This window comes from Tardiphaga sp. P4_G1 (genome assembly GCF_056401215.1).
Map to the genome: position 1 here is coordinate 1 of NZ_JBFUJU010000009.1, position 20,584 is coordinate 20,584.

The 20,584-nt window shown below is 55.1% G+C and carries 34 protein-coding genes and 1 tRNA gene; 21 read left to right on the forward strand and 14 right to left on the reverse strand.

The features are described from left to right. Positions 1 to 833: 833 nt before the first annotated feature. A tRNA-Thr gene (locus AC1DUY_RS21305) sits at positions 834 to 908 on the forward strand. Between the two features lie 451 nt (positions 909 to 1,359). Here AC1DUY_RS21305 and AC1DUY_RS21310 read toward each other — a convergent pair. Continuing rightward, positions 1,360 to 1,548, reverse strand: a complete 189-nt coding sequence (locus AC1DUY_RS21310) for a hypothetical protein (RefSeq protein WP_478116830.1) — start codon at positions 1,546 to 1,548, stop codon at positions 1,360 to 1,362. A 241-nt stretch (positions 1,549 to 1,789) separates the two neighbouring features. Then, positions 1,790 to 1,936 (reverse strand): hypothetical protein, encoded by a 147-nt coding sequence (locus AC1DUY_RS21315; RefSeq protein ID WP_478116832.1) that lies wholly within the window; start codon positions 1,934 to 1,936, stop codon positions 1,790 to 1,792. Between the two features lie 946 nt (positions 1,937 to 2,882). Here AC1DUY_RS21315 and AC1DUY_RS21320 point away from each other — a divergent pair. Together AC1DUY_RS21320 and AC1DUY_RS21325 are read left to right on the forward strand one after the other, a co-directional pair. Further along, the gene (locus AC1DUY_RS21320; protein WP_478116834.1) at positions 2,883 to 3,005 is read left to right on the forward strand and encodes a hypothetical protein; all 123 of its coding nucleotides are present in this window, start codon (positions 2,883 to 2,885) and stop codon (positions 3,003 to 3,005) included. A gap of 89 nt (positions 3,006 to 3,094) precedes the next feature. Next, entirely contained in the window at positions 3,095 to 3,322 is a 228-nt protein-coding gene (locus tag AC1DUY_RS21325; protein ID WP_478116836.1) for a hypothetical protein, read from the forward strand. Here AC1DUY_RS21325 and AC1DUY_RS21330 read toward each other — a convergent pair. After that, a complete protein-coding gene (locus AC1DUY_RS21330; RefSeq protein ID WP_478116838.1) occupies positions 3,296 to 3,715 on the reverse strand; it encodes a hypothetical protein in 420 nt (139 codons plus the stop codon). The two genes, AC1DUY_RS21325 and AC1DUY_RS21330, sit on opposite strands and share 27 nt — an antisense overlap. A gap of 270 nt (positions 3,716 to 3,985) precedes the next feature. Next, positions 3,986 to 4,234: a hypothetical protein gene (locus AC1DUY_RS21335; RefSeq protein WP_478116840.1), complete on the reverse strand. Its 249-nt coding sequence runs from the start codon at positions 4,232 to 4,234 to the stop codon at positions 3,986 to 3,988. 215 nt (positions 4,235 to 4,449) lie between these two features. Here AC1DUY_RS21335 and AC1DUY_RS21340 point away from each other — a divergent pair, with 215 nt between their 5' ends. Further along, positions 4,450 to 4,623 (forward strand): hypothetical protein, encoded by a 174-nt coding sequence (locus tag AC1DUY_RS21340; protein WP_478116842.1) that lies wholly within the window; start codon positions 4,450 to 4,452, stop codon positions 4,621 to 4,623. An 80-nt stretch (positions 4,624 to 4,703) separates the two neighbouring features. Further along, positions 4,704 to 5,009: an H-NS family nucleoid-associated regulatory protein gene (locus tag AC1DUY_RS21345; RefSeq protein ID WP_478116844.1), complete on the forward strand. Its 306-nt coding sequence runs from the start codon at positions 4,704 to 4,706 to the stop codon at positions 5,007 to 5,009. On the opposite strand, the gene AC1DUY_RS21350 is transcribed toward AC1DUY_RS21345, so the two are convergent. The 3 genes from AC1DUY_RS21350 to AC1DUY_RS21360 form a co-directional block, all read right to left on the reverse strand. Further along, positions 5,002 to 5,247, reverse strand: a complete 246-nt coding sequence (locus tag AC1DUY_RS21350; RefSeq protein ID WP_478116846.1) for a hypothetical protein — start codon at positions 5,245 to 5,247, stop codon at positions 5,002 to 5,004. The genes AC1DUY_RS21345 and AC1DUY_RS21350 overlap by 8 nt on opposite strands. A 121-nt stretch (positions 5,248 to 5,368) precedes the next feature. Beyond that, positions 5,369 to 5,728, reverse strand: coding sequence for a hypothetical protein (locus tag AC1DUY_RS21355; protein ID WP_478116848.1), 360 nt, complete (start codon positions 5,726 to 5,728; stop codon positions 5,369 to 5,371). Positions 5,729 to 6,175: 447 nt separating this feature from the next. After that, complete coding sequence (locus tag AC1DUY_RS21360; protein ID WP_478116850.1) at positions 6,176 to 6,475, reverse strand: hypothetical protein; 300 nt, start codon at positions 6,473 to 6,475, stop codon at positions 6,176 to 6,178. A gap of 148 nt (positions 6,476 to 6,623) precedes the next feature. On the opposite strand from AC1DUY_RS21360, the gene AC1DUY_RS21365 reads away from it, so the two are divergent. From AC1DUY_RS21365 to AC1DUY_RS21385, 5 genes are all read left to right on the forward strand, one after another. Further along, a complete protein-coding gene (locus AC1DUY_RS21365; RefSeq protein WP_478116852.1) occupies positions 6,624 to 6,893 on the forward strand; it encodes a hypothetical protein in 270 nt (89 codons plus the stop codon). A 699-nt stretch (positions 6,894 to 7,592) separates the two neighbouring features. Beyond that, entirely contained in the window at positions 7,593 to 8,147 is a 555-nt protein-coding gene (locus AC1DUY_RS21370; protein ID WP_478116854.1) for a hypothetical protein, read from the forward strand. 408 nt (positions 8,148 to 8,555) lie between these two features. After that, positions 8,556 to 8,798, forward strand: coding sequence for a response regulator (locus AC1DUY_RS21375; RefSeq protein ID WP_478117255.1), 243 nt, complete (start codon positions 8,556 to 8,558; stop codon positions 8,796 to 8,798). Between the two features lie 342 nt (positions 8,799 to 9,140). Then, complete coding sequence (locus AC1DUY_RS21380; protein ID WP_478116856.1) at positions 9,141 to 9,395, forward strand: hypothetical protein; 255 nt, start codon at positions 9,141 to 9,143, stop codon at positions 9,393 to 9,395. A gap of 276 nt (positions 9,396 to 9,671) precedes the next feature. Further along, positions 9,672 to 9,908, forward strand: a complete 237-nt coding sequence (locus AC1DUY_RS21385) for a hypothetical protein (protein ID WP_478116858.1) — start codon at positions 9,672 to 9,674, stop codon at positions 9,906 to 9,908. A 95-nt stretch (positions 9,909 to 10,003) separates the two neighbouring features. Here the strand turns inward: AC1DUY_RS21385 and AC1DUY_RS21390 are convergent, their stop codons facing one another. Continuing rightward, a complete protein-coding gene (locus AC1DUY_RS21390) occupies positions 10,004 to 10,180 on the reverse strand; it encodes a hypothetical protein (RefSeq protein WP_439071669.1) in 177 nt (58 codons plus the stop codon). A gap of 95 nt (positions 10,181 to 10,275) precedes the next feature. Between AC1DUY_RS21390 and AC1DUY_RS21395 the strand changes: the two genes are divergently transcribed. From AC1DUY_RS21395 to AC1DUY_RS21405, 3 genes are all read left to right on the forward strand, one after another. Next, on the forward strand, positions 10,276 to 10,521 hold the full coding sequence (locus AC1DUY_RS21395) for a hypothetical protein (RefSeq protein WP_478116860.1): 246 nt from the start codon (positions 10,276 to 10,278) through the stop codon (positions 10,519 to 10,521). 596 nt (positions 10,522 to 11,117) lie between these two features. Further along, entirely contained in the window at positions 11,118 to 11,588 is a 471-nt protein-coding gene (locus AC1DUY_RS21400; protein WP_478116862.1) for a hypothetical protein, read from the forward strand. 36 nt (positions 11,589 to 11,624) lie between these two features. Further along, complete coding sequence (locus AC1DUY_RS21405) at positions 11,625 to 12,131, forward strand: hypothetical protein (RefSeq protein ID WP_478116864.1); 507 nt, start codon at positions 11,625 to 11,627, stop codon at positions 12,129 to 12,131. On the opposite strand, the gene AC1DUY_RS21410 is transcribed toward AC1DUY_RS21405, so the two are convergent. From AC1DUY_RS21410 to AC1DUY_RS21420, 3 genes are read right to left on the reverse strand one after another with little or no spacing between them, the layout of a single operon-like run. Continuing rightward, on the reverse strand, positions 12,128 to 12,298 hold the full coding sequence (locus tag AC1DUY_RS21410; RefSeq protein ID WP_478116866.1) for a hypothetical protein: 171 nt from the start codon (positions 12,296 to 12,298) through the stop codon (positions 12,128 to 12,130). The two genes, AC1DUY_RS21405 and AC1DUY_RS21410, sit on opposite strands and share 4 nt — an antisense overlap. Then, a complete protein-coding gene (locus AC1DUY_RS21415) occupies positions 12,299 to 12,463 on the reverse strand; it encodes a hypothetical protein (RefSeq protein ID WP_478116868.1) in 165 nt (54 codons plus the stop codon). Further along, positions 12,463 to 13,071, reverse strand: coding sequence for a phage replication initiation protein, NGO0469 family (locus tag AC1DUY_RS21420; RefSeq protein WP_478116870.1), 609 nt, complete (start codon positions 13,069 to 13,071; stop codon positions 12,463 to 12,465). Before AC1DUY_RS21420 ends, AC1DUY_RS21415 begins: the two co-directional genes overlap by 1 nt. Before the next feature lie 373 nt (positions 13,072 to 13,444). Between AC1DUY_RS21420 and AC1DUY_RS21425 the strand changes: the two genes are divergently transcribed. The 4 genes from AC1DUY_RS21425 (at position 13,445) to AC1DUY_RS21440 (ending at position 15,287) form a co-directional block, all read left to right on the forward strand. Further along, positions 13,445 to 14,065, forward strand: a complete 621-nt coding sequence (locus tag AC1DUY_RS21425; RefSeq protein ID WP_478116872.1) for a hypothetical protein — start codon at positions 13,445 to 13,447, stop codon at positions 14,063 to 14,065. Beyond that, complete coding sequence (locus tag AC1DUY_RS21430) at positions 14,066 to 14,446, forward strand: hypothetical protein (RefSeq protein WP_478116873.1); 381 nt, start codon at positions 14,066 to 14,068, stop codon at positions 14,444 to 14,446. A gap of 293 nt (positions 14,447 to 14,739) precedes the next feature. Beyond that, positions 14,740 to 14,976: a hypothetical protein gene (locus AC1DUY_RS21435; protein ID WP_478116875.1), complete on the forward strand. Its 237-nt coding sequence runs from the start codon at positions 14,740 to 14,742 to the stop codon at positions 14,974 to 14,976. Beyond that, a complete protein-coding gene (locus AC1DUY_RS21440) occupies positions 14,976 to 15,287 on the forward strand; it encodes a hypothetical protein (protein WP_478116877.1) in 312 nt (103 codons plus the stop codon). Before AC1DUY_RS21435 ends, AC1DUY_RS21440 begins: the two co-directional genes overlap by 1 nt. Before the next feature lie 15 nt (positions 15,288 to 15,302). Here the strand turns inward: AC1DUY_RS21440 and AC1DUY_RS21445 are convergent, their stop codons facing one another. Continuing rightward, positions 15,303 to 15,779 (reverse strand): hypothetical protein, encoded by a 477-nt coding sequence (locus AC1DUY_RS21445; RefSeq protein ID WP_478117272.1) that lies wholly within the window; start codon positions 15,777 to 15,779, stop codon positions 15,303 to 15,305. 15 nt (positions 15,780 to 15,794) lie between these two features. On the opposite strand from AC1DUY_RS21445, the gene AC1DUY_RS21450 reads away from it, so the two are divergent. Both AC1DUY_RS21450 and AC1DUY_RS21455 read left to right on the forward strand, forming a co-directional pair. Further along, entirely contained in the window at positions 15,795 to 16,061 is a 267-nt protein-coding gene (locus AC1DUY_RS21450; protein ID WP_478117257.1) for a Rap1a/Tai family immunity protein, read from the forward strand. 74 nt (positions 16,062 to 16,135) lie between these two features. After that, positions 16,136 to 16,315, forward strand: a complete 180-nt coding sequence (locus AC1DUY_RS21455) for a hypothetical protein (protein WP_478116879.1) — start codon at positions 16,136 to 16,138, stop codon at positions 16,313 to 16,315. A 149-nt stretch (positions 16,316 to 16,464) separates the two neighbouring features. On the opposite strand, the gene AC1DUY_RS21460 is transcribed toward AC1DUY_RS21455, so the two are convergent. After that, positions 16,465 to 17,073 carry a hypothetical protein gene (locus tag AC1DUY_RS21460; protein WP_478116881.1) on the reverse strand — a complete coding sequence of 203 codons (609 nt, stop codon included), beginning with the start codon at positions 17,071 to 17,073 and terminating at the stop codon, positions 16,465 to 16,467. A 699-nt stretch (positions 17,074 to 17,772) separates the two neighbouring features. On the opposite strand from AC1DUY_RS21460, the gene AC1DUY_RS21465 reads away from it, so the two are divergent. Together AC1DUY_RS21465 and AC1DUY_RS21470 are read left to right on the forward strand one after the other, a co-directional pair. Further along, the gene (locus AC1DUY_RS21465) at positions 17,773 to 17,985 is read left to right on the forward strand and encodes a hypothetical protein (protein ID WP_478116883.1); all 213 of its coding nucleotides are present in this window, start codon (positions 17,773 to 17,775) and stop codon (positions 17,983 to 17,985) included. 63 nt (positions 17,986 to 18,048) lie between these two features. Beyond that, complete coding sequence (locus AC1DUY_RS21470) at positions 18,049 to 18,732, forward strand: hypothetical protein (protein ID WP_478116885.1); 684 nt, start codon at positions 18,049 to 18,051, stop codon at positions 18,730 to 18,732. Positions 18,733 to 19,203: 471 nt separating this feature from the next. Here the strand turns inward: AC1DUY_RS21470 and AC1DUY_RS21475 are convergent, their stop codons facing one another. Beyond that, entirely contained in the window at positions 19,204 to 20,427 is a 1,224-nt protein-coding gene (locus AC1DUY_RS21475) for an aspartyl protease family protein (RefSeq protein WP_478116887.1), read from the reverse strand. Positions 20,428 to 20,584: the final 157 nt, after the last annotated feature.

Sequence of the window (20,584 nt, forward strand, 5' to 3'; positions counted from 1 at the left end):
CCGATATCGAGAAAACGCTGGCCGACATCGATGCCGGCTGCGACTGCAAGCGCTTGAGCTGTCATGGGATCAGACCTGTATGCGGGCAACCGGAGTGCCCTTGCGACTGTTCGATCAGACAAAACAGGCGAGATGCCCATGCCGGGTTACGGCCGATTGGGCCTGGAATCTAACGGGCTATCTCCGCCTGCCGTCACTATGCGCGTGACAGATCGCCAGATACAGGAATCTCAACGTTGGAGTCTCCGTCAAGCCAAGCACTCCGGGATTCCGGGTTCGCACTTCAGCGGCTCCGCCGCTTCCGTGCGCCCCACACTGTCATTCCGGGGCGGCTGCGCGCCTTCGCGCAGGCGAACCCGGAATCCCAGCATGAGAGTCTCCGACCACGCCAAACATGTCGGGATTCCGGGTTCGCGCTATGCCGGGCTTCGCCGGCGACGCACGCCCCGGAATGACGAGCGCGGGGCAGTAGACAGTCGAGCTCTCCGCTGCCCCCCGCACCAGGAATCGAAAGTAAACGAGTCCTGAATCCCGGGGAAAATAAGGTTCGAGACTCCCTTGCCAGAATCGCTTGATGGTTATCGGGCGATGAGAATGATCGACAATATCCGCAGCGACGGGGTGCAGGTGGCACTCACGGTCGCCCTGATGGCCGCCTGTGCGGTCAATCTGCTGCTGCTTTACGCGTGGCTGTAAGCGCATGCGCCGGTTTGGCGCGCGCGGGAGTAGCCCTTGCCGGACAACTCTGATATCTGACTGCGCGACGCGGGCAGGCGACTGGTCCGGACGTCCCATTTCGATCTTGGGAAATAAATTAACCCATTGATCTTATTGCCGGTTTAGCTCAGCGGTAGAGCAGCGGTTTTGTAAACCGAAGGTCGGGAGTTCAATCCTCTCAACCGGCACCATCCTATCAAGGACTTAGCGAACGGTAATATTTGAGGTGTCCCTCAACTGTCCCTCACACACCAGGAATGGCGCAAATGCCAAGACATCCTCTTCCAGAGTGCGCCCGCTGTCGGCGTCCAATGAGCTTCGACGCACGCACCGGCAAATTTGTATGCCTGAAATGCGAAGCAAGCGAAGCGTGAGGTGACCTTAGAAAGCGAAAGCCCCGTCGGGGAAACGGGGCTTTCTACTGTCTAGGAGATGTGGGCTCGGGGATCACCCACGCTAGGTAGACGCAGGATTTCAGGAAAGGTTCATGCCTGCGACGAAATGGCCTTACGGCTGGGCGACGGGTGCCCATCCCAGTCTCCGCTCTCTCGACGATGCCAAAGTGTCTCCAAGCGGCCTGCTGACGTCTTAGGGCGGGTGGCCGTGGGGAGGTTCGCCGAAGGCGGACGGGCGTCCGATAAATTAGTTGGCTTTGCCGAGAACCGGCTCGATTGCGAGCGCCGTTTCCGGCGTGATGGAAAGCTGGTCTGCCCTTTGCCGATACTCGGCAGACAGGGTCTTCAGTCGGTCAATAGTCAGGTTGTCGCCCACTGCGCGAGCAAGCCGGTCGGCTCTCTCTGCCTTATCGCGCAAACTAATGATGTCGGTCATTGGTGTTCCCCCATTTGCCAATACAATTTGAGGCAAATGGTTCCGTTCCGCTGCGTCGGCAGAGACTAAAATCATGGTTAGTAAAGTCTGAACGTTCAGGGATAGGCAAAAGGCCCTGCTGAGGKGGTCAGCAAGGCCTTTCGCGCCGGGAGCCCAGGAGGCTCGACCGTCAGAGATTCCTAAATAGGCGCGCGCGGTCTGACTGCAAGATGGGGCCGGGCTCCAGCCGAAACGGAGGGGCTTACAAAAACCAGATGACGGCGGCGCCAAAGGCAAGCTGCCCGACAATAAGAATGACGGCTCCCGTCACCCACCACTTCTCCTGATGCGCAATCGGATTGGTGTCTGTGTTGCTGAAGTAATCCAGCAAAAGCCGGTCATCGCGCATGTTCGCCCCCATCGTTGAAGGCGATGGAATCTGCGTCGCGGGAATCCGTCAAGTCATCGGATGGCGTGTGATCTCTTCGTCACAGCAACGCGGCAGAGGCCGGCTCGTTCTGTTCAATCCGCATCGTCGCTCAACCTTTCGCGATTCTGAAAAAGCAACAGCGCCATGTCGCAACTGCGAGTCCATGGGCTCGGGTTACCCCTGACTCAACGCGCAGAAAAAAACGCGCGGCTCTAATCACTTATCGGCATAGCGATAAATAGCTGCCTGAAAACAGGGGCTTGGAAGCGTGTTTCGTAAATGAATTATGAATTTCTTTTTTCGCTGGATCGAATTTGAAACGGCACCGTCACGTTGCGATTCTGCGCGTTGATTCAAAATCTTGACGTATCGCCAAGAAAATCACGACACCATCGGGGCCGCACAAGCGAGGCATTTGCGAGGCACCTGAAAAATGATTCCGTTGCGAGAAATCATTTCCGCTGTAAGCCTTAAGTCATTGGCGGCAAATGATTTGCCCAGCGCCGCTACAGTCTAACTATCAAAACATCAGCGATGGTGCGCGATGTCGTTTCGCGCCACGGGAGAACTACGAGTGGACACCAAAGATCCGGCGCGGCGACCGTTGTTCACAGGCCAAAATCGACGAGCCCGAGGTTATCCACGCTAATTCACAGCCTAAGTCATTGATTTCTGGTGGTGTGAATAACGGGGGCCGAATTGCCCACATGGGCCTGCGATACTTTTTCCGGGTATAATCCGGGAATCGGCGTGTCGCACGACCGCGGCACTCTATAAAAAATATCGGGCGACGTTCTGACAAACGCCGCCCGACCGCCTGGAAGAGAATCTGGATATCTCCGCCCGAACAGCGAGATTGTCCGCTCTCCCCAGGCTCCCTGTCAACCTTGCGAGATGCCGTTTCTCGCCACGGAGAACCTGTGCCATGTCGGATAAGTTATCAGTGAGTTTTCTGGGCGCGAGTATCAGCGCTGAAGGGTTGTGGGCCATCGGCGCCACCATCCTCATTGTGATTATCGTGGCGGCGGTGAGCAAGCGGCGCGTTTGACTGCGACAGGCTGTCACTGAACTACATTTTGAACATAGACGGCGGCGCGGATATGCGTCACTTGGGATGCCTCAGCACTGGAGGCGCCTATGAAGTACACCACCGTTTCAAACCGCATAAACAAGATTGCAACCGTTCACCTGTCCACTTGCTCCTTCATCGGGAGCAAACCGGATGCGCAATCATCCAGTGCAGAGCGTCGCGGATTTGATGATGGTTTCGAGGCATTGGCTTTTGCCCAAACCGAACGGCCGGAGAACTTCGGTTGCTGCGGCCACTGCTTGAAGGGGCTACCGTTTCGCTTGGCTTCCAGATGATGTGGCAGCTTTGGGAGCGGTGAGGGCATCCAGCCTCCAGCATCGTAATATGTCTTCGCGATTGAATGTCTGGTCGCCTGTGTAAGCAGTGTCCCAATAGTCGCCGTTGATACTGAGCTTGAGAAGCTGCAAGCGCGTCTCTTTGTGATACCAATCCTGAACCTCAGCAAGGAACGGGCTTCCGTCCTTGGGCATCTCAGCTAACCTTCCCTCTGCCTGCATGCGGGGGATAGGCTGGGCTTCTGCGCGGTCGTTGATATCGGTCATCGTTTGAGCTGCGCCGATGACGGCGTCCAACTTTGCAAAAGCAGTCAGCTCCTTACCAGACAAGTGCCCGATATTGGTCTTGCGGAATACCTCGAAGGCGTCGCGAATATCTTGAAGGTGATTCATACTATCGGCCCTCTGCTTTGGCGATAGCGCCATTTAGGAGTGACTTTACGGTCTCTCCATCGGCTATGGCCGGAAGTCCGACTATGCGAAAGACGGCTACGTAGCCACAGGCCCCGTTCATCTCAGTGCCGTTAAGCTCCCAACCACGCGGAAGAGTCCAACTCTTCGCGGCGCGCCAAATTGCTTCGTCGTGAATGAAGATGTCGAAGGCAACCTTGCAATCATCCCAAGGCGTGGTGGCTTGTACGTTTTCCAAATCCTCTCTTTCTCTTATGCGTTGTTCTCGAAAACCATGGCCTTGAGGATGGCATGCGCCTCCCAAGGTGTGCTGTAGCTGACGTTGGCAACAATCCATGAAGCCACGTTCTCGGGCGTCAATTGCTCCGGCCATTCGCGAACGCCAAAGTCCGCCGCATAGGCGGGATTGCGCATCGACTTGTAAACTTCGGCATTGAAGGTTTTGGCGCCGACGCTGATGGCTTTTGCCATTGCGGCGCGGTGTGCAGAATTATTGTTCATTTGATTTGGCTTTCCTAGACCACTGAATCATGTGCCTAGGAATAATAGCCGTCAACCGAAATCGGAAAAATAAATGGGGTGCGGCCAACTAGCTGTCTAGGAAAGTGGCAGGCACCCCGGTCCCTGTGTAAGGACACCGGAATCTCTCACAGCATGTGAACCCTGACAAGCACCGTGTAGACACACTCACGCAAGCCTCAAACCCATAGCGTTGAATGATACTGTACATCTGCTTTCCGCTATTTGCCCTGCTGATACTCTACGCGGTCAAAGCAAGACAAAACGGCGTGCGCGGCTGGGAAGTGGTCGGGAGGGTGATCCTTGGCAGCCTCCTCATCATCCTGGTGATGTTCGGGCTGCTGATGTGGGGCTTTTGGGACGGACACTGATTTTGATTGCCTCCTAATGCCCTGACACGCGTGTTGAACGGCAGCCCGCCAAAACTATGCTGCCTTCAACAGGAGGGCGCATGGCCACCACAGATATCATCACAGCATTTAAAGCTCTTCCCCTCGAACAGCAGACTTCCACCTATCAGCACATCACCGCTGCGTTCAGCGCGGCTAAGGACGCTCGACGGATGGAGCTGGAGGCAGAGATCCGCCAACTTGGCTTCCGGCCGGGGGATGCAGCCAAGAAGCCGCCCGCTGCGGTAAAGTATCGCTCACGGAAGGACACCACGAAAACATGGGCGGGCAGAGGTGCGGAGCCAACCTGGTTGAAAACAGAGATGGCGGAAAGCGGCCTCAAGCTTGAGGACTACCGCGCTACTTAGGAGGACGTTTGAACAGGTCATTCATGGGAAGATACTTGGTCGGCTGATTTTTTGGGAAACCGCTTATCCCTTTGCGAAACCGCCCGACATACATGCCGTCATCGTCTCGCAGCGCGCCCCATTTCAATTCGGGATGCTTCTTGAGGATGGCGGTAACGTCCTTTCGCAATTTGTCCCATTGATTGCTGGAGAGAATGCGGGTCTTTCCTGCGCCGAGATAAATCGAGCAATAGAACATGTGCCACCCCCGGAATCCCGCAAGGTGAGTCACGCGAATCCGGGGCACAACGAATCTGGGGTTGTCCCCGACTCGCATAGCGTGTGGCCGATAAGGTGGGCCTGGGGAGCCGCAGCCGGGCTTATCGTTTCGGGAGCTTGCCAGACTTTTGCATCTGCAGCGCCTCGGCTTTCATGGCGTCAAAGCACCGCGTGGCTTCTCTTTCGACGGCGGCGTCGACTGCGGCAGATTTCTCTTTCCGTATCTCGGTGATCGGAAGCGTCTGCGCGATGCCTTCGGAATAACACTCGCAGTAATGTAGGACGATAATGTCAGGAAGGCGATTTAAGGTAGGCTGACTGACCTTGCCCCGCATACAGGAGGCGACCGCGCCCTTTATAAAGTCGTCCCTATCGGAACCGGTTAAATACTCCGCTTTAACCTCCGACGCTATGGACAGCGTCAGTATCGTTGTACCGAGTATGACGGGGAAGCCACTCATAGTCGCCCCTTGTCCTGCACGCCGGCGATCATTTTCGGCGCACGCTTCAGTTAACAACCGTGGGCAGCATGTCAGAGATTAATTGGTTCAGGAAGCGGGCGGGGGCATGGAAAAACACCGTGCGCTAACTTGCAAACCGACCATTGGACATCATCTATTGGGTACTCCCAGAAGCGACGCCTAGAGCGCCCATAGCCCTGTCTCATTGGCTTTAGAGACGCATTGCCATGCCTACGACCATCACCCGCTTTCCTCATTGGACCGCGGAGGAAGAACAGATGCTCCGCTCGATGGCGGACGCAGGTAAGAGCCTGACGTTGATGACCGTGAAGTTGAAGCGACCTATCAGCATCATCAAGCGAAGAGCCCAGGATTTGGGTATCCCCCTCGCTAAATGTCAGCGAGAACGAGCGTAAGCAAAAGCCGCCCCGTCACAGGGCGGCTTTTTCATTTCGTTTCCAACAATGCGTTTGCCGGATGGTCCGGCGGAAAGCGCGCCGGGAAGGGTGATGTCCCTTCATCGAAGGTGACGATGATGTGGGGATTGATGCCAACCGCGAAGCTGGCAAGCTCCTCCGCCGCGTCGTACTGCGCCTCGGTGGGAAACTCCTTCTCGCACATGATGCCGACGCGGGCTTCATGGATGGTTTCGAGAGGATAGAGGCTGGCCACTGTGCCGTCGCAATGGATGAAGTGAGTGTATCGCCCACGGTTATTCGCAAGCTGAAAGCTGATGCGTTCAATCATTTGAGGTGTCTCGCTGTGTGAGTGAGACCTCATGCTGATTCAGATAATCGTATACCGCAACGGACATTGCGCTGCATCACAAGTCGCGTGAGCGCGCGCGGAACCAAAACAACGGCTGCGATATATTTGAGAAAAGAAGGAGGTCGTCATGTCTATGGAAGAGGTGTTCTCCCGAGTTACCGTAGCACCGCCGTTGGTTGTTGACGCCTTTGGCAACCGAGCCATTCTGGAAATGGAAATGGCCCTTACCAAAGCGTGCGAGGTCTTGCCGCGCGAGCTGGACAATCACAAGAACCGCTGCTTCATCGCCAAGAAAATACTTAAGCGCGTGAACGCGGGTGAGTACACGTTCGGCGGAATGGTCTCTGCCGGTATGGCGGCTGTCGAGGAGCTACGTCGGAAACACGATCAGGTCTAAGAGAAATCTGTTGAGGTATACGATTGTTGCCCGCATGATTCATTCAAGGCCGGTGACATGCACCTCATCGGCCCGTCGTTTACTGCCGGTGCATCGACAACTAACAGAAAGAAGGTGCAGTGGATGACGGCACAAATTTTCAATTAGAGAAGCCTACGGCAGATTTCACGATGGTCTGCAACGCGCTTTTGCGCGACAAATCAATAAGCCTGCGGGCAAAAGGTCTTTACGGCCTCATGTTCTCCAAACCTGACGGATGGATCTTTCACGAAGCCGCGCTTCTTACGGAATCGACGGAAGGCCGTGACGCGTTGCGCGCAGCAATGAGGGAATTGCTTGTCCGTGGATGGGTTCAGAAGTGCCGACCACGCCAAGGTGGCATGTTCGTTGGTACCATCTATCGGATGATGCTTACCACTGACTGGAAAACCGTCGACGGTTTAACCGGCGACGGCAAATCCACTACTAGTAATACTGATCTTATCAAAACAGACACAGTAAGCCCCTCTGTATCTCCCCAATCAACGAAAGTCCCCAAGCGTGGATCAACGCCTCTCACAAGTATTGCAGTCCTTCTCGAAGACCTTACCGAAATCCCTGACGAACTCCGACGACGAGCCGGCGTCCTCGCCAACATCGATGACGAGTGGGCACGCTTCCGTAATCACCACATCAGCATGCGCTCCAAGCACACACGCCTTGACCTCTGCTGGGACACCTGGTGCCGTAACGCGACCAAGTTCGCCGCAAGAAGCTCTGCTCCTCGTTCAGCAGCAACCGGACAAGGCGGCACTGGCAGCCGTGACGTCATGGCTTCCGCCAAGCGTGCAGCACTGGCTGAACTCACTGGACAGTGCCCCGAAGGACTTCGAGGGCAGGCTGCTTTCACCGATTGCCCCACCGGCGATCACACCCGAGCTGCAGGAGGGCCTCAAGCAATCGGTATGGGTGCTGGCGCAAACCACCAAACCCAGCCGGGACAACATGCCGGAGCTGATGGATCTCATTCAAACGCTGCTGACCGGGCACAAATGGAGGACATTTGGGGGCGAGGAGAACGTCAAGATGAACCTCAAGGTATGGTGTGAGGCTGTAGGTGACTTCCCGATCTACGCGGTGTCCAAGGCCGTCCGTTGGTCGATATTGGGGGAGGCAAAGGAGCCGAGCGTGGCGGAGTTTGTTCGCAGCGTCCGCCAAGCCTGTGGTCACCACGTCCTAGAACGCAAACGTGAACTGATGAGGTTGGCAGGCTAGTTGGCCCGCGGAACTCTTGCTTGGGAACCGCATTATTTGGGCTGAAAAACTGGAGGTGTGTCATGTCCACGAGACGAGACGATGCCCTGAACAACCAGTCCGAAAAAGGCCCCACCGAAAAGTCCGGAGGGAAGTCGGAAGGCTCCGGCAAAAAGATAAAAGATGAAGTGGATGAGCGCTCCAAGGGGTGGCGGAATTCGAGTTTGAACCCTCCCAAATGATTACGGAACGAATTTGCTATCGGGTACTTCAATCCTAGCAGAAGTGGCCTGTTATTCGCCCACCCCGGGAGGCCCGATGCCAACAGTGTTGATTGTCGAGGACGAAGTCCTCATCCGGGATTTCGTCAGCGAAGAGCTGATGGACGCGGGCTTTGAAGTTATCCAGGTTGGCTCTGCTGATTAGGCCATTGCGGTCCTCGAAGCACGCCAGGACGTCCATCTCGTCTTCACGGATATCGATATGCCCGGCTCCATGAACGGGCTGAAGCTCGCTGCCGCCGTTCGCGACCGGTGGCCGCCGGTCCATATCATCATCACGACCGGCAAGGAGAGGCCGATGACAATTCCGGCCAATGCGCTGTTTATCCCTAAGCCCTATCTCGGCAAGAACATCGTCACTGCGATGCGGACATTCGAGAACATGGGCTAGCGCTCCGGCCATGGAGAGGGAGTCTCAATCGGTGGCCTTGCTACCTGTTCGACGATCTCTCCACAGTTTGGGCACTCAAATGTCCTGAGTTCAGCGCCCGCAGCCATTGGCGACCGTCGCATCAAATAAGTGCGCGTCGAGCATTTTGCGCAGTCCGGGCGGGTAATATGGTCGGTGTTCGGAAGCATTGCTGTGTCTCGGGCATTGCGCGAATTTACACCTGCAGAGCACCGAAACCACCAAAACTTTTGCCCCTTAAGTAATGCGCCTTCAGTCCCTTGGGATTCTGGTTGACTCCAGCGTTCTCTTTTTGTTCTATCGGCCATCATCAGGAATGGGCTCATGGGACTCGACCACATCAAGGCCGAGATCGCGCGCATGCGTGTGCAGATCAAGCGGCAGCAGAAAGACATCTCATCCCTTCAGAAGGCCGGCATCAGTAGCACGTCTGCCGTCGCCCTTCTGGAGCGGATGCAGGACAAGGTCGATGGGCTTTGCCAGGAGCGCGACCGGCTGAACGGCGAGGAGCGGCTGAAGCAGCGGACCTATCCCAACGGCAAAGCCATCCGGGGCGTACCAGACCATCGCAGGATGTGATGGACAACCTCCGGCGGTTTCCGGCGCCTTGGGTGGCGGAAGAAGATAGGGACTGCTTCCGCGTGAAGGATGCCAATGGCTTCATGATCTGCGTCGTCCTGCACAGGGAAGACCTTCACGCTCGTAACTACCAATACGCCAACGAGTCCCTGTCACGTGACGAGGCCCGGCGGATTGCTAAGGGCATCTCGCGCTTGCCTGAGCTGATGAGGCGCCCGCCCTACTAGGGAACCCGCTGACAGCGTTGGCGTTATGCTTTCATTTCAGGTGCGAAAGATGACGAACAAGGTTGCATGGTCTGAGGACCAGCTCGCCAAATTGAAATCCATGGCAGAGGCGGGGGCTTCTCCTGTACGAGTGGCGGCAGCACTGAACCGCAACACGGCGTCGGTCAGGGTTATGGGCCGCAAGATCGGCGTTACCTTCAAGGGTGTGCGCGAAGCCAAGAGAGAGCGGGACGCTAAGATTGCTGCTGCTCAGCAAGCGGAAGTTCGTGTCGCGGAACGTTTCTAATAACCACACATTCCATCAGCGAGGCTGCACCCCAACGTGGCTTCGAAACGGCCCGTCGCATTGGAGTCCTCCGGTGCGGCGGGCTTTTTTGTTGATCAGTGAGTGTTGGTGTCTTTCCACTTCTCCAAGTCCGGCTTTGGCGTATCAGGCAGGCTCGGGTCAGTGGTATTCTGAGCGTTCTGTTTCCAGGGCTCGTTACTCTGTGATTGCTTACCCCAGTCCTGCTTATCGCGGTCGTCATCGCTTGGCGGGTTTGTTTTCTCGGCGCTCATGGTCTGTCCTTTCATCTATATGTTCGTAACCTCCGGTTTAATCGTGTGTTCCCCGTTTGGGCGGAACGAATCCAATTTGTGCCGTTTGAATAGGCATGAGAAACAACCCTGGCCAACTGGTTCACCTCGCTGTCCTCATGGAAGAGGCGATTCAGATTGCATGGGATTATCTGGAACGGGCAGGCGAGATCGAGGACGCAGAGTTCTGCTCGCACATTCTACTCCGCTCGGTTGAAACCATGATCGGGCAGGGGGTAAGGAGCCGCCTGCTGCTCTCAAACAGAGCCATTACTCAATACTTGGAAGCTCTCGAAGCGCGCACGCTTCAAGCGGCCTCGTAGAAGGGTCATGACGATGGTGATGGGTGGAAATCAAATATATCTCAGGCGCCAGCAGACGGGCGTTGGATGGCTCGTCGATAAGTGGCTGGCTTATTGTCAGGCCGAGAAATGTCGACGGTCGAACCGACGGCTGCAAAAGAAGTAAAAGGCGACGACAACTTGGGACTTGGCGTCCTCGTCATTTTCCTGCTGGTGCTTGGCTTGCCCTTATTGCTCTTGTGATATTTAGAGCCAGGCCACTGACAGCAAAAAAATTGCGGTCGCTATAAGCGCCACAACCGTCGCCGCCGCAATCGTCATTGAAAGCACGCGCATGCCGTAACGAAGCGGATGCGCACCCGATCATCAAGAGCGTATTGCCAGGATCAGATATGCAGAGCAGAATCGGTCAATGGTGGACAGACACGCACGACCAGCGACTAGAGGCGGAACTCGCCGCCGCGCTGGCCGTCCAGCTGGCAGCGGTCGCCACGGTGAGCCTACGGTTACTGTTCGAATCCCTGTGAGCCTGACTGAGAAGGTCAACGCATTAGTTTCGGCCAAGGGCCGGAAGCTTCCACTCATCATTGTTGGAAAACCAAGCGAAGCCGCCGTGATTGGGCCGTAAATTTATTCTCGGCTTGGATCTGGGGACGACTCTGGGGGTTGCCAGAGTATTCACGGATGGAGGTCTTGATGCCCAGACAATTCGGCTTGAAAGCAACATCGGCAGTCGCACGGTCGGCGTCGCCGGCATCATCAATCGCTTTGCGGGACCGGATTGCGTCGGGGTGTGCATTGAGGAGCCGTTCTCTGGGCAGTTCTCAAGCGTCAAAGCCCTCTTACCCATGCTTGGAGCTGCCGTACTCGCCTGCGAGTTGGCGGGGCTCCCGTGGTCGGCGATCCATCTCGCTCGATTGAAGATCCACGCGACCGGCAAAGGCAACGCAAAAAAGCCGGATATGCAGGCTGCGGCTAAAGCCAGATGGGGGGCCGATCTTAAAGAAGACGAGGCAGATGCCGCTTGGGCTGGGGCCTACGCACTTGATTGCGCTCTTTTCGACGACGGATTACGTTCGAGCGCATAGGTCATGCGTCGCGGGAACGTCTATCGAGTAGCCTGTATGTTCGGCATTGAAAATTCCATCGCCTTTTACGGCAAAATGCTTGAAGACTACGACGATTTTTACGAACAGTCTGGCTCCCCCAGGCATGCTATCAATTGTATTCTCTCAGCATATCATATGGCTGAGTGGATATGGGGTGATTGGCTACAAACAGATTACGACACATGGGCCGCGCTTGGAATAAAAGACAAGGCCTCGTTCCTGTCGTGGGTAGATAGGTCTGAGCCATATTTCTCAATCGTGCAGGACATCGCTAACGGTAGTAAGCATTTTGCTCCGAAGCTCGCGAAAACGACGCCTCCCTCAGTTTTTACTCAGTTCGATACCGAAGGAAAGCGACACGAAAGGTACGTTCTGGATGTGAAAGTAAATGAAACGTGGTGGCTTGAAGCTATCGACGTGGTTCAGCAGATTGTCGGCTTCTGGACCAAATTCTTCAAAGACTACCGACCAAATACTGTGCTTCCGAAATCCAGAAATCCTATTCGTGAATTACCATATTAGTGCGTGCCAGAAATCTTTATATCCTTCCACCAGCGCCGCAGCGCTTGATAAACAAGGTCGGCAGTGAACACGATGCCGGTCTCGGCCTTCAATTTCTCGATAATCTCAATTAAGTCAGGCCTGTTCTTGGTATTGATGAACACGCCGGTTCGTTTTTTGTCAGCCACTTACCGACCTTCCTGTTTTTTCGCATATCGGTCGCGCACCTCTTCCTGGATATCGCGCAGCTTTTGGGCCGCGCGTTTCCAGGCAAGGTACGTGTCATGCTCAAGCTGATGTGCAGCGATGAGCATGTCTTGGTCGGCCTTCTCCATGGCGATGGGAGCAGCCACTAGAACGGGATTTCGTCGTCGAAGGGAGCAGCCCCGCCAGCGCTACCCAGCGCGCCGTCGATTGCGTTTCCATTAAGCGCCTGGAATTCAGGCGACTGACCGATGGTTTCCTTTGTCTTGTCGCTCAGGCCATCAAACACCGTGGCATCGAACTCGCCGGGGTCTAGGCTAAGATAGACCTGCTTGTTCGTCAGGGTTGGTGCCTGCATGCCTGCAATCAAGCGGCTGATTCCATTGATAACCCGGTACTCGCCGTCTTCAACGATGGTGAGGATTGCAGGCTTGCCCAGCATATTCTGAAGGTCGAAAGCTTCGAATTCTTCATCGCTGAACGCTTTGCCGCGCCAGCTCTCCATGAAAGGGCGCAGGTTGCCCTTAGCACTGGAGCTGAGGGTGAACGTCTTTCCAATGGACATAGGACGTCCATCATCAAGCTTAGTGTCCTCGCCGTGCAGCTCGAAGCGCATCGCAATCTTGCGTTTGGGATTGGCGGGCTTGCCCTGATAAGTGCCTTGCTGGGTGCCAAGGTCGATAAGGGAGTAGAGGACGGCCGGATGCGGGCCTTCCGGAACTGGTTTGAAATTGCCTGCTGACTTTTGTGGTTTCATGAACCTCTCTTTCTATTGGTGATTTCGATAAAGCGCTGAAATTCAGTCTCCAACTCCTCGCTTGTCGGCTCTGGGTGGCGTTCGTCCAGCCACTCGTCCAGTCCGTCCATGCGTATACAGTGGTCTTCGTAGTCTCGTTTACCCCTACTCATTGTTTGTCTCCTGTTGTGTTCTCAGATTCGCATGAGGAAATATTCCTGTAAAGCAGAAAATATCTTTACAAGGAATAAAAGCCGTGTCAGCTTGGCTTCAACAACAGGAGATAACGACCATGAAACTCACACTTACTATCGCAGCGGGCTTGATGCTTGGCTGGTTTGGAATGGGCGCATGCATCGCCCATGCAATCGTCAATCAATAGAAAGCGAGGGAATTGAAAAAACCAAACATCTGCAATGAGGCTCCGGCCGTTGCGAACATCGTAGATCCCTCCATCAACAAGGTTGTTAAAGAGGCGACCCAGCGCGTATTTGAGTCTGTCATTCGGCTCGACCGTCTCGGGCAAATCGCAGAAGACATCACAGCCCTACTGACCGCCGAGCTGAAAAACGCGAGCTTCATGACTGTCCAACTTGAGTTGGCGGAAGCTCAGCGCGAGAAACTGATGGAGTTTGTCAGCCGCGCGACGACAACGGCAAAAGACCGTTACGTGGGAAACCTCAAAACTGACCAACGCACGAAGGATACCGTGGAATTGGTCGAAGGCGCCATGAAGTCGGTCGTTGAGGAGGCACTTTCTGCTATCGGACAAGAAATCAACCGTGGCGCCATTATCTCGTCCACGGCAGTGAGTGCAAACGCCAAAAAAGAGGACTTCAACAGCATTGAGTTGAATTACTCCAAGGCGGCTGGCGACATCACCATCCCTACCAAGGGGATCTTCATCAGCACTAACTGTGTCCAGGTCATTCAGGATAGCTGCAAGGTCGATGTCGTGAACCCCGAGACCGGCGAAATCATCGAAGGTCAAGGCTTCGATGGGAGCGCCCGATGAATGGCACGCGACCGTCTACCGTTCTTCGCCAGTGACCGTTGCCCCCAAATCGGTAATGACGGCCCTCACGACATCGCCAGCCGCGCCGCAGCCAACCGGGCCTACAAACTTGTAAAGGCGCCGGTTGCTGAGCGGGCGCGACTGTGGATGGAGCAACACCCCACAATCTACGCCGCGTTCGTCCTGGCTGCGTTTGACGAAGCCGCCTACACCAAGCGTGGCAGTGCCAAGTTCATCGCAGAGTGTCTGCGGCGGCGCCGTGACCTGCTGGCCGGTAAGCCGTTCAAAATTCCGAATGCGTACGTGACCTATATGGCGCTGCGCTTCATGGAAGAGCACCCGGCACATGCCGGGCTGTTTAAAACAACCAAGAGAAAGTGAGGGATGTGTGTGCATTCAAGATTATTGGCCCTGGTGTCTACCGGAATCGCAATGGCGAAATCGTTGAAATCGTAAGGAACGCAAGCAAAGGGGTGTATCCACCTAGAGAGTGGCCATGGGTCAACAAGGAGTTCTCCGATACGGAAGATCTCTCTTAGGTGTTTCACACGGACGGCACTTTTCTCCCCAGTCGTAGTGTATCCCACAATGACATTGTCGAGCGTGTCGCTAGCAAAATGGGTTTGCGTGTTAAGCGCAAACAACAAAAACCAACCAAGAGGGAGAAAACCCCCATGTCTAAGACGACCAACAAATACTTCGTCGGCCAGCTCGACAAGGTAAAGCGCGGCTCCGCATTCCGCATCTTCCGGCAGCGCAAGAGCCTGCTCGGCAACATCATCGATGAGGTGTCCACCAAAACTGGCTTCAAGCGCATGAAGACTGGCTATCGCAAGGTCGGCCCATTCATGTACAGCCAGGCGGCAGTCCGCGCAGATAAGCGGTTCTGGGAGGGCAAGGGCGCACGGTAGTGTTCGCGTTCTCGAACGACCCGTTCAAGCCTCTGACCGAGATTGAACGGGTTTTTGCAAATGCTCAGTACCTCAGGACGAGTGGGCGTGTTGTCATCGACGGGCAGGTCTACGTCACCTTCCAGACGGCTATTCGCCTGCTGACTGTAGGTGAGGATCTCGGACAAAGGCTCTGGCAGACTGAAGGATGGCGCACGGAGAAATGGCCTATACCCGGCGACCGGCCAATCAACGTCTACGCGTTGCAGGACGTCCGGCGCACTGCAAAAAAAATGCGCGTGGTCGGTGCGACGATTTCCCAAAGCAACTAAATCCCAATAGACGTATTATATGCGGTGGTCGGGTGATGGGGTTGCGTTATGCGTGCGGTCATTGCCGGTATCGTATTGCTGTGGGCCGGGCAGGCGTCGGCTCAACCCATCCTCGCCCGTGAACCACTCACCCTGAACCCCTTCGCCGTGGTCTACGTCCAGAGCGGCACCTGTGGCTTCGGCAAGGTAATGAAGGTCGTCGGCTCCTTGAGGGGTGTGCAGCGCAAACGAACCTGCATTTCCGTGATCTCGGCCCATGCAGAGTTCTAATCCGCCGCGCCGACGGATTGCCCCCATCGCAGTGTTGGCCGCCTGGCTGATCGCGGTCACGGCTGTGGGCGTTTTCTTAGTAAGACTATAGGGCACGTTGAGCCGTACCATGCTTCCCGTTAGAGTGGCTTCGGGGGAAGCATCATGAAGCACATTTGGATCGCACTGTGCTTGGCCGCTGGTCCAGCTCACGCCGATTTCTTCGATGGCAATGATTTGCATGATATGTGCCAGAAGATGCCCGTTCGCGTAGATGGCTATGTTGCCGGGGTCTACGATAGGAGTGGGGCATCCGCAGTGCTCTCTGATTTCTGGGCGCCCAACCCGGAGAGCAAGGCACAGCTTCGAAAAGTCATCGTTCCCTTCTGCGTGCCTGACGGTGTCCGACTTAGCCAGCTCCGCGATGTCACATGTAAGTACCTCGCAGACTTTCCTCAAAAACGGCACATGCCGGGCAGTCTCATTGTTGTCTCGGCAGTTGGCGACGCATTTCCCTGTAAATAGTCAGGTAAGAATATAAGCCTCATAAATCCGCCGCAATCCGTTCCGATTATGTTCCTAACGGAATGGAGGCGGCGATGGGTGAGCAGATCGGAGATTTACTGAGCCATGTGCCGGCGCTCCGGCGCGCATATGGAAAGTGGCCAAGCCTGGCTTATCTCATCTTCGCCACGGTGTTGACGCGACGGCGGGCGTTGTTGGGCGGTTCCGCGGTCGGCGCGGTAATCTATTGGCTGGTGACGGTCATCACGCGCTAACGCTATGCGTCAACCGGCGTTGACCAGAATCTGCGAACGGATTACTACGTTCACAAGCACTACAGCCCACCAGGCTATGGACACCGGGCGGGCTGCAGATCTTACCCCTGATGGAGGGGGGCAGTACGGGATCGGGTGACAACTGTCACCTATTCGGTATCGTCCGGCTGATGGTCCACATCAGGCTTCTCCTTTCTCTCCGGGTTTTTTGGAACGCTCCCTCGCTTTGCAGGGGAAGGGGCCTTCCGAAGCGTTGGCTTTCTGAGCGACGGCAGTTTCTTGACTGCCGTCGTTTTCTTTGGTGGCTTCAGAAGCACGAGTGGCTTCTTTGCATCGGGGTACCAGGCCGTCAGTCCCCAAGTGCCCTGCGGCAACCGGTGGAAGACGTTAGGCTGGGTGCGTAGCAGAGCACGCATGCCGACCAGCGCCACCTCGGCGTCTTTTGCCTCGAATACGTAACCGCCCGCCTTTAGCGCTTCGTAGATCTCGCGTGGCGTAGCTGGACCCAAATTCTGCGCTTTGCGCATTTCCAGATAGCTGCGCATCGCGGGCGTCTGCTTCTGTCCGTAGAAGGTGTCGTCCGAGATCTGCGTCACCTTGTTGGCACCCGCACTAATGGTGTTCTCGGCATAGCGCGGCGGATACCCGGCCTCCTTGCACAGTGCGTTGATCGTCCGCTCGCAGTCAGCAGCCGTCGATAGCGCTTCCTCACGGCGGCGCTCGAAGGCTGAGATGGCGGGATCGAACTCACTGGGCATCTGAAAAGGGCTTCCTCAAATCAAGGTAACTGTCCGCACCGTACATGGGACTCGAACTACACCACAAGGGCCGGATAAGAAGATTCTCGAAAACAAATCTCAGGCAAAGCTACCGCTTTTGTTCTTTTCGAGAAGTGACTGTGCCGCAGTGGTTTCTCGCATCTAGTAAACTTACAGTTTACATTTGCTGCCGGGGATAACCCGGTCGCCGGGGCGTAATTTGTAGGATTTAATCTATCCAGTTGGCTGGCAAAAACGCGAATCGGCGGAATCTGGGACCGAAAATCAAGTCTAGACGCGGCGTCGGGAGCCCTGATTCGTGATCAGGGTGCATTGTACTACTGGCCGGTGTTTCGCGTGAAGGTCGCTACTTGGAGAGCGAGAAAATAGGCTCCCGATCGAGGGTTAAACCCCTCTAGAGTTTAGGCCTAAACCTAGATCCAGACTTAAACCTCCGGGTCTTATTTTAATATGTAGCGCCGTCGTCTAGGCCGGACTGAGAACGCTAGCCATTCGCAGTTTGCGTAAGCCATTGAAATGGTTGGTTACAGATAGATCCGGAACGATCGTGTGGCTCTAGATAATTTCCTATTATCTGAAGTATAGTATTCATCAGAACTGTTAGAGACCTCGCACGTTTCCCAAGTGGTAAGCCTCATCGGGTGAGGCTGAGGAATAGTTTTTCTAAGGATTCCACCAATGACTCAATTAACGCCTGAGAAGGCGCCGGGAGACTTGCGCCCAAAATTCGGCATCGGCCTCGTCGCGCTGTTGTCGAGGTCTGACGTTGTCGCAACTCACTTCGGGCAGGAGAGGGGCTACAAGCTGATGAGGCTGGCTATCCTGTGCATGACCGCGATTGCATTGGGCGTGCCGGGTCTATTCTTGCTGAAAGTCTGGCTACACTCGTAGAGATGCAGGGATCTGTATCCCGGTCGGTATGAGTCAGGGCGGCTAGAAGCGAGATGGTGGTTTATGGAGCGGATTAAGAGGGAAGAGTCATTCCGCCGGTCTTACTGGCCTGTGGTCGTCTATTTTGAAGACCTAGAAGATATCGTGTCTGCCATGGAGAACGTTGGCAAAGAGGTCAGCATCGCGAATGACGACTACAAATTTGCGTCACTTAGCGAGGCAAAAGAGGTGCTCGGCAAGAAGGTACAAACGCGCCTCGCAATTACATGCTCTTATCCCTCCGCGGAAGTGTCTTTTAAAAAGGAAGAGTCAGTTCTCTATGTGACCCGCGGCGAAAAAGCCGCCCATCTTCGTCTCGAGCTAGATTCAATCGTGGCGCGCTGCCAGAGAAAAGGCAGGCGGTTATACAGCATTTGGATTGGATCGTTCGCAAGCGCTTTAGCTTTCTCTCTTTCTGGATTTAATGGCCAACTGAGCAGCCCTTGGGATTTGGTCGCGATCATAGTCATGATCATTTCAGCATTGTGGCTCATATGGGCGAGCTACATTAGGTTGATGAGGAACTCCGTCGTCAGGTTTGAGCGGCGGTCTGAGAGGCGTGGGTTTGTCGAACGAAATAGCGACCAGATTGGCATGATTATCGTCTCCACAATAATTGGCGGCCTTCTGACGTTCGGAGGTCTGAAGTTCAAAGAGACATTCTTTCCTTCGGCGCCGACCACTGCATCATCCCCCAGCACCAAATAGTTGCCAGTACGCCCTTAGGTGTGAGCAAGATGGTGGAGCCTCGTCCAAGCGGTCACACCGCACGGGGAAGTCCGATATCGGGAAACGGCCATCGGCTAGGTAGACATCCCGGCATAGGCTAGCCAACTAGCGAAGGGCGGTTGGATTGGGACAAGGCCACCGTGTCCAGCAACGGAGCTAAGGAGAGGGCGCCAGGAGCAGCTTTGGCCGTTTGTCCTTGYCGCCGTCCTCAACAAAAAGGCCCCACACCGGGGCCTTTGTTCATTCTAGGCTTAGTTCTTCTCTTCAATCGAAGTGAAGATGTTCTTGGTCTCCGGGCTGCGTTGGCCTGCCTCGAAGCTAATGGCGCCAACGCCAAACACGGCGGCGACTACGATTACGAAGATGAGCATTGTAGGGTCTTCTCATTGATTTCTATCCGCCTTGGGGGCGTGCAGGGATCATGAGCCAGCGGCACAAACTTGTCACGGCTTAGATGCGTGTTCGCGGTTTGAGTTCAAAGAGGCCTGGTGAAAGCTTCATGTCGAACCGAGACAAATAGGTCATACCGAGCAAGCCGTCGATACCTGGGCCGAATGTGTCCGTACTTCCAATTGCGATCAACAACGGGACGTTGGCAGCGGTCGCGTCGCCCACTCGAATCGTTTGAGCATAACCGCTCGCTTGCTTCATGCGGCCACCCACCGTTTTGACGTCAACCAAATCGGTGGCGTCAGGGGTAATACGAGCGCGGGCGGCCATTTCAGGCGTCATTGAGACAGTGCTTGCTCCGGAATCGATAATCATAGTCGCCCGGACACCGTTAATTATTACTTCGACTACATTCGAAGGCGGAATAACGACACGCGCCGAGCCCGTAGCGTAAGTCGCAGCACACTTCCCGCGTTGTGAGTAATCCGAAATTAGCCTTGCGATTTGCTGTGTCTGACGCTCTTTCACGTTGTAGGAAATGAAAGTTTCGAGCGGAGCTATAGCGTCACACGGCTTGCCAAGCTTGTCGTACATCAGTGACACTTGGTAGAATTGCGATCCGGCCACGTTCGAAAGATCGGTGAACAGTTCAAGGGTGCTTTTATAATCCGCCAACGCCAGTTTGTACTCTTTGGATAGCTCATAAGCATTCCCGCGCCAAAATCGATAGTGCGGACTCCCTGCGTCTGTTTGCACTAACAGGTCAGCGACGCGAATGGCTTCCTTATGGTCACCGATGCGATTGTAGGCGGAGAGCGCTAACTGCAGCATGGTCTCTGAGGCGGCGCAGCCATGGTGATAGGCCTCGGCCGCCAACGCACTTTCTCTCGGATAGCCCGCAGCCTCCATCGCTTTAACAAGGCCATCAAAGGCAATCGAATCGCAGGGCTCACGGCGCAATTGAGCGAGATAGCGAGAGGACTGACCGTACGACTCAAACGAGCGTGGTAGTGATATTCCCATGCTCTGGTAATAGCTCTTGTTCGGATCGAACATGTCGGAAATTGTGTAGAAGTAATAGCCGGCGAAAATCAGTGCGCCAACACCGGCTGATATTGCTGCGGCTATGACGAAGCCCCAATTCCGCTTTTCTGGTGGCTGTGTGTATCTATCAGCCCGAAAATCGGGTCTGAATTCTGCTCCCCGAAGAGGGTTATTGGAATTTGGTCCGCCTGCAACCGTCATGTTTTGCCCCTCAACTTCAGATAAATTACCAGCAAACATGCTCGTGACAAGCTTGGCGAGAAAATATGATTAGCGGAGAAATTAATCCTGATACTGCTTGATCAGCTTGCGTGGTTTGTGTGCATAATCAGCGGGTGAACAGCGGAAAATCAGTGGCGAAGCGACCGGATGGGATGCCGGTCATTAAAAGCGGGCT